Origin of the sequence: Pseudonocardia sulfidoxydans NBRC 16205, from assembly GCF_007989085.1 — a bacterium.
Classification (GTDB): Bacteria; Actinomycetota; Actinomycetes; order Mycobacteriales; family Pseudonocardiaceae; genus Pseudonocardia; species Pseudonocardia sulfidoxydans.
Window position 1 is genome coordinate 1 of sequence record NZ_BJVJ01000144.1, and the last position, 6,439, is coordinate 6,439.

Annotated in this window: 6 protein-coding genes, 1 tRNA gene and 1 pseudogene; 3 read left to right on the forward strand and 5 right to left on the reverse strand. The window is 66.7% G+C overall.

The features are described 5' to 3' along the window. Positions 1 to 1,018 precede the first annotated feature (1,018 nt). Positions 1,019 to 1,594: a hypothetical protein gene (locus PSU4_RS30395; RefSeq protein WP_147116066.1), complete on the reverse strand. Its 576-nt coding sequence runs from the start codon at positions 1,592 to 1,594 to the stop codon at positions 1,019 to 1,021. Positions 1,595 to 1,990: 396 nt separating this feature from the next. Then, positions 1,991 to 2,158 carry a hypothetical protein gene (locus PSU4_RS31675; protein ID WP_186817276.1) on the reverse strand — a complete coding sequence of 56 codons (168 nt, stop codon included), beginning with the start codon at positions 2,156 to 2,158 and terminating at the stop codon, positions 1,991 to 1,993. Between the two features lie 157 nt (positions 2,159 to 2,315). Between PSU4_RS31675 and PSU4_RS31680 the strand changes: the two genes are divergently transcribed. The 3 genes from PSU4_RS31680 to PSU4_RS30405 all read left to right on the forward strand — a co-directional run bounded on the left by PSU4_RS31680 (position 2,316) and on the right by PSU4_RS30405 (position 4,058). Then, entirely contained in the window at positions 2,316 to 2,459 is a 144-nt protein-coding gene (locus PSU4_RS31680) for a hypothetical protein (RefSeq protein ID WP_186817277.1), read from the forward strand. An 11-nt stretch (positions 2,460 to 2,470) separates the two neighbouring features. After that, positions 2,471 to 2,543 (forward strand) — tRNA-Arg (locus PSU4_RS30400). A 93-nt stretch (positions 2,544 to 2,636) separates the two neighbouring features. Then, positions 2,637 to 4,058, forward strand: a complete 1,422-nt coding sequence (locus PSU4_RS30405) for a tyrosine-type recombinase/integrase (protein ID WP_147116068.1) — start codon at positions 2,637 to 2,639, stop codon at positions 4,056 to 4,058. A gap of 428 nt (positions 4,059 to 4,486) precedes the next feature. On the opposite strand, the gene PSU4_RS30410 is transcribed toward PSU4_RS30405, so the two are convergent. The 3 genes and pseudogenes from PSU4_RS30410 to PSU4_RS30420 form a co-directional block, all read right to left on the reverse strand. Beyond that, on the reverse strand, positions 4,487 to 4,801 hold the full coding sequence (locus PSU4_RS30410; protein ID WP_147116070.1) for a hypothetical protein: 315 nt from the start codon (positions 4,799 to 4,801) through the stop codon (positions 4,487 to 4,489). A gap of 113 nt (positions 4,802 to 4,914) precedes the next feature. After that, positions 4,915 to 5,523, reverse strand: coding sequence for a hypothetical protein (locus PSU4_RS30415; protein WP_147116072.1), 609 nt, complete (start codon positions 5,521 to 5,523; stop codon positions 4,915 to 4,917). 604 nt (positions 5,524 to 6,127) lie between these two features. Next, a pseudogene (locus PSU4_RS30420) lies at positions 6,128 to 6,439 on the reverse strand (DDE-type integrase/transposase/recombinase); the annotation flags it as partial.

Below are 6,439 nucleotides of genomic sequence, written 5' to 3' on the forward strand. Positions count from 1 at the left end.
CAACTGGGCGACCCGATCAGCATGTCACAATCGAGCAGCGAGCCGCCCAAGTTGAGACCAGTAAACCGATTTCGGCCAGGCCGATGCCTAGAACCCAGCATATGGACGGCACTGCGCTAGCACTTAAAACGCTCCTTGGACGCGACCTCGACGCGCCCGATGATCTATTGGTCGGTAATCGACCAGCACATGTCTTTGATTGTTTTGCGATGAGTAATGCAACACTATGTTCACGTCTGAGTGACTCCGCCGCAGGAGGCGGAAGCCGCGAGATGTACGAGATGTGCGTAGTACATCTTCGTGAGGTCATCCGAATCCTTGAACCCACAGTCATAGTGGCGCAGGGATGGAGTAAGTCGGGCCAGTCCCCGTCCCAGTCAGTGGCTCGGGCACTGAGGATTCCGACCCCGAGTCGCGGAACGTGTACGGCCGTTGACACCGCGTATGGTCCCCTGGGGTTCGTATCGGTGATTCATCCCGCCCGATCATGGTTTCGCCCCACGAAGGCGTTCTTTGATGAGGTTCACCCAGCCCTGCTGGAAGCCCGCGCCCTAGTCTTGGATGACTGACTATTCATCTGTAGTCAGTAATTCCGAGCGCGCAGAGCGCCCCCAACAGACCGAGACAGGGGGTGCCGCGCGGCAACGCGAGCGATTCGGTGTGAAGGTAGAAGCGGTGGCTCGGGTGCTGATGTCCCGTGGTGGCGCGTACTCGCCGAGCTGGACGTTCGCGCTAGGGCGCCTCGGGAGGTGACGGACGCTCCCCGACCGTTCGCTCCGGATTTGCTCCGTCTTTTCACCACGCTGGGGCTCGTGCGTCATCCCGTCGGCCTGGTGCAACCCGACCGCGCGACGGCCCGGGGGCAGCCCTTGACGCAACCGCCGGCCGATGTCGTCCAGCTCTGCCCCCGGGACGTCGTGTGGTAGTCCGAAGGAAGGCCGGCGGGATGACGCACCCGCCATCCCGGAGGCTTGCCGCCCGGCGAGGGCGCCCTTCCGCGACGCCGAAAGATTTGATATCACTGGCGATAAGCATCATGGATCTGCATCGCAGTGAAGTGATGGAAATCGTCAGGCATGCAATCATCTAGCACTTCGACGAGCTTGTTGGAGTCGGCCCCCTCGCTTAAGGCTTGCCGAACAGCGAACCATGCTACCGAGATTGATGCATCTCTCTTTCGCGCGAGGGCGCACCACAACGCCCAGAATGCTCGAAGCTCCGGAGTGACAGTGATGTATGGCCGAAGGCATTCAGTCTCAGGAGAAATGGTCCAACGGAGCCGTCGTGACGAGAGCGTTGGCTTTCGCGAAACGGCTGCGCACTTGCCGCGCACCTGGACCTTCTTCCCGGGTGCGTGCTGCCGTGCACTTTCGATCAACGCCCACGCATCGAAGTAGATGTCAACGGCCTCACCGGGTTCGAGGCGTCGTCGCTTGTTCTTGGCCTTGCCCTCCTGGATCGGGACTGGAAACCCCGAGAAGCCCGTTCGATCGCTTCTCCACCAGGTTCGACGGCCAAAATCGAGTTCGAGCGGCGAGATCGAAACAGCGGTACGTCCGATGTTGGTGACGGTGACACGTGCCAGATCGACCATCCATGGACTTAGGTCGCTGAGTAGCTTCGGGGGCACTTGCCGAAATCCGGCCGCTGGGCCGCTAAGCAGGTTGCCGTGATCGTCGACGGCACACGGGGCTAGTTGTATGTGTAGTCGGGAGCCGGACAGCCGGTAGAGAATCCACTGCCCTGTGACCCCAAGAAGCGCGACTGCGGCGCTTGCGATCGCGATTACGAGCGCGGTGGGGCTTGTGGTCACGACGACTATCGGATCCAAGATCATCCCTTCGTTGCGGAAGGGAAGCGTAGAGCAGCGGTGAACCACCGCGGCCGCGCACCGCGCGGGGACCGGCCGGAGGCCGCGGCGCCGCAGGCGCCGCCTCGACACGGAATGGAAAGTCTGTGCGCAGCATGTCGAGGCTGCGGTCGGCGCTGGTCAGATGAGGCGGTCGGTGTAGCCGCGGTCGATCAGGAGTGCCATGGCGTCGCGCGCGTCGGCCGGCATCGGCACGGGGGCTGCGAAGCCTCGCTGGGCGTAGACGTCGATGCGGTGAGTGTCGCCGACGAGCATCGAGATCACACGGCGCTCGTCACCGATGCTCACGATGTACTCGCGCAGCTGGTCCGGTGCCCCGGCCGCAACGACGTCGACCTCGGGCCACAGCTTCCGACACGTCGCTCGGGCTCGGCGCTGCCGGTATGGCCTGCTGACGAGAGTCACGGTGTGGACGTCGTGTCCGGTAGCGGTGAGGAGGTCGCGGGTGCGGGTGATCCTCGACCTCTACGGCCACCTGTTCCCGGACCGGCTCGACGACCTGGCCGACCGCATGGACTCGGCGGCATGTGCCCCAGATGTGCCCCACGACGCCGACGGCGGCGACGACGGGCCGGGGAGCCCCAGGTAGGCTCGCCGCAGGCCCTCGTAGCTCAGGGGATAGAGCACCGCTCTCCTAAAGCGGGTGTCGCAGGTTCGAATCCTGCCGGGGGCGCTAGGTTTGACCAGGGGATTCTCTGGGACTGAGGTTACTCGTCGCCGATCATGGAATCATTTGTGGAATCACTCGCGTCGTAAGATCGTCACCATGGCGCGACGCAGCAGACCTCGCGGGCACATCGAGCAGCTGCCCTCAGGAAGCTTTCGCGCCAAGGTGTACGCAGGGACAGACCCGCTGACCCGCAAGCGCCGCTACCTCGTCGAGACCGTTGCGACCGCTTCCGAAGCCGAGCGCGTTCTGACGCGGCTCCAGCACGAGGTCGACGAGAACCGGCACCCGAAGTCTGCGATCACTGTGAACCAGGCGATCGAGAAGTGGCTCGAAGTCGCCAAGCTGGAGCCGACAACCCGAGAGCGGTACGACGACCTCGTCCGCCTGTACGTGTCTCCTGTGCTCGGCAGGATGCAGGCCGCGCAACTCGACGCCGAGATGCTCGAGCGCTTCTACGCACGACTCCAGACCTGCCGCGAGCTGTGCACCGGACGCACCCGCGCGGGCCACGCGTGCCGCCCGTTGTCTGCGAGCACCACCCGCAAGATCCACAGCATCATTCACGCCGCTCTGGCCCGAGCCGTCCGCTGGCGACGGCTCGGTGTGAATCCAGCGTCCGCAGCCGAACCACCACGGGCGTCGCGCGCCGATCCCGACCCGCCCACTCCCGCCGAGGCAGCGAGGATCCTCAATGACGCCTGGGCGGACCCCGCGTGGGGAATGCTCGTCTGGCTCTTGATGATCACTGGCGCCCGACGCGGTGAGGTCTCTGCACTGCGGTGGCGCGACATCGACCGCGACCGCTCGACCGTCTGGGTCTCCCGTGCAAACGCCGAGACGAAGGCCGGCCTCCACGAGAAGGGCACGAAAACCGGCGCCCGACGCCGAATCGCCCTCGATCCCCACACCATCAACCTGCTCGACGCTCACCGCGCTATGTGGTGGGATCGCCTCGCCGTCTTCGGAGCAAAACTCGACGAAGACGCCTTCGTGTTCTCGACCACGCCAGACGCTTCGAAACCGTACCCGCCTAGCTCGATCAGCCAGCGCTATCGCCGGATGGCGACCAAGCTCGGTCTTCGTAGCACCAGGTTGCATTCGCTGCGCCATTACTCTGCCACTGAGCTTGTCGCGGCCGGTGTCGACATCCGTACTGTGGCAGGCCGGCTCGGGCATGGAAGTGGTGGTGCGACGACCCTGCGGATCTATGCAGCGTGGGTTGAACAGGCCGATCGAGCCGCTGCGACCACCCTCAGCACGATCGTCCCCCGGCCAATCCCAGCCGTCGGGCCGCGAGGCCCCTACGCCACGATCGCCGACGACCTGCGAGACCAGATCAGTAGCGGCGCCCTGGCGGTGGGCGCCAGACTTCCAACAGTCGCCCAACTAGCCGTGGCGTACGACGTCTCCGTCGGCACGGCTCACCGCGCGATGGCCACGCTGAAGCAGGACGGCCTCATCCAGGTAGCTCGCGGAAAGCGAGCGGTCGTCGTGGCATCAGCCCCATCGCCTCCGTAGAGCGAACTGCGGCTTACAAGACAGTCGCTCCGCCCCGACCGAGGCCGCTACCAGCAACGACACCAACACGGACGCTTTCCCGAGCATCCAGAACCACTCTGGTCGACAACATCTCGTGCCACATGCCGTGCCAGGACCACCGCCTCTGCTTCCCGAGCGCAGACTCAGGCGCGAGGAGTGACGTTGTGCGGCACGACCTGCTGCGTCCCTGCCAGTCGCGCGTTGGTATACAAGGCCCCTACGGGGGCTAGCCACGCTGGCCGGGATAGAGCGGATCTGTCAGTGTCGGCTCACATCCTTCGGGCTTGCCACGGAGCTCCGGCCGGTGGCCGGTTCCGCAATCGGTTCTCGGCCCGCGCGGCCTTGAGCGCCTCCCGCACACCTGACCGACCGGCGCCCGCCGGCACCGACGAGCAGCGTCCGGCGGTTCAGGGGTAGACGTTGCGGGCGGCGAGCTCCTCGAGGCCCGCGCGGGCGTCGTCAACGTCCACGCGCCCGTCGACGGTCAGGCCGGGGATCATCATCACCGGCGCCCCGGCCACCGACAGCCAGAACTCCCGACGCCCCCACACCTGCAGCGCCGCCATCATCGCCGCGGTCGCAGCAGCCCACGCCGCCCCGACCGACGGCGCGGTCCCCGCGTCCAACCGCTCGAGGTTCTCCACCCCCGACGCGAGCACCCCCACCGACCACCGCGCCCCCGCCCCTGCGCCGTCTCCGGCCGTCCCTGTGTCGTCGTGCATGGCCGCATCTCACCTCGTTCGACGTCGTAACGGGGATGGCCGGGCCGGGTTGTCCACAACCCGGCCCGACCATCCACACTCTCCCCGTCAGCCCTTGACCACGCCGCGCCGGATCACTCGCCGCCGTCGGCGTCGAGGGCGGTGTCGAGGGCGGCGCCCGCGTCGAGCATCTGCGCAGCCTGCCGCCACCCCCGCAACATCGACCGGTACGCGGCGGTGTCGCACACCTCCCACGTCACCGGACCCGCCTGGATCCGCAGCAACGCCGGACGCGTCGTCCCGGGCACGGCGTCCTGCCACCCGGTGGTCACGCGCGGTACCCCGGCCATCCGCACCATCGCCCCCACCGTCGACGGACCGACCGGCATCGGGCGCTTCCCGATCGCGCTCATCGGCAGATCCCGGGCCAGCAGCGCCGCGTTGGCCCAGCCGTCGGCGATCGCGTGCGCGGTGATCGCGGTCCGCAGGTAGATCAAAATGGTGCCCAGGGACAGGCCGAGCTGCATCTCGTGGGTGCCCGCGTGGGACATGTCCAGACGGATCGGGACCGCCCCAGCGACACGGACCAGGACACCCATCACCGCGCATGCCCCCACCGGCGCCTCGACCATCTGCGGAACATCCGCGGGCAGGGTCCCGTCCTGCTCGGCGCGGCGGTACCCCTTCCGCGCGCCGCCGGCCGCGCTGGCGGTGGTGGTGTCGAGGGTGTTGGTGGTGGTCATGGCGGCCTCCCGGCATCGAGGAGACGAAAGGCCTGGTGGCCCTGTCCCCTTGGGGTGGCGGGGCGCTGTGTTCCCCGCCGCCGTAAGGCGCACCCGCACGGCCGTAGAGGCTCACGGTCCACGGGCAGACCGAAGGTCTGTCGCGATAGCGACGCGGAGCGCAGCGCAGCGCCCTTGACCGTGAGTGAGGCCGTGCCAAGCCAAAGGGCCACCAGGCCCGCCGCCGAAGGCGGCTCGATCATCGGTTCACGGCCGCGCGGCCCTGAGCGCTGGCCCTAGCTTGGGCCTGTAGTGCCGACCTTCGGCGTTCTGATCCGTAGTTGGGATGCTGCTGCCCACATCAGTTGTGACCGGCGGATTGACTGGCGTGTCTCGCTCCCGAATGGGCACCGAAGGCATGAGTCGACAGCAGTTCGTGGCCAGGAGCGTGGCCAAAGATCAACTGTAGGTCAGGCCTCACCCAGCGCAGGTCAAGGACCAGGTCGTGGATCGAGATCAAACATGGCGGCGGGACGGTCAGCGCACTGTCTCACCAGATCTGCGATGTACTGGGGCAATGATTGCCCGAGCGACACTGGACGCACACGATGCCTACGTCCGCGGCAAACAGGGTCTGGTGGAAGCGTTCGTTCTTGCCCTGGGTGGTCGGCTTGCGCGGCTTGCCGGTGATCGCCTCGGTGCCCAACGCGGCGAGGTGTGCCACGAGCCGCCCGACCAGACCACGACGCGACGGGTTGAGCGCGAGCCCGTTGTCCGAGAGCAGCCGTTGTGGCACGCCGTGGGCGGCCACGGCCTTGTCGAAGACCGCGATCGCATCCTGGGCGGTCTCACCGGCCGCGGCGTGGGAGGCGAGCGCGTAGCGGGAGTGGTCGTCGATGAGCTGGAAGATCACGCATTTGCGCCCGCCGGTCAGCAT

What these genes read in the sequence shown, in the direction of transcription:
- PSU4_RS30395 (WP_147116066.1), bottom strand. Translation starts at nt 1,594, where the DNA reads ATGGTCGATCTGGCACGTGTCACCGTCACCAACATCGGACGTACCGCT.
- PSU4_RS30405 (WP_147116068.1), top strand. Translation starts at nt 2,637, where the DNA reads ATGGCGCGACGCAGCAGACCTCGCGGGCACATCGAGCAGCTGCCCTCA.
- PSU4_RS30410 (WP_147116070.1), bottom strand. Translation starts at nt 4,801, where the DNA reads ATGCACGACGACACAGGGACGGCCGGAGACGGCGCAGGGGCGGGGGCG.
- PSU4_RS30415 (WP_147116072.1), bottom strand. Translation starts at nt 5,523, where the DNA reads ATGACCACCACCAACACCCTCGACACCACCACCGCCAGCGCGGCCGGC.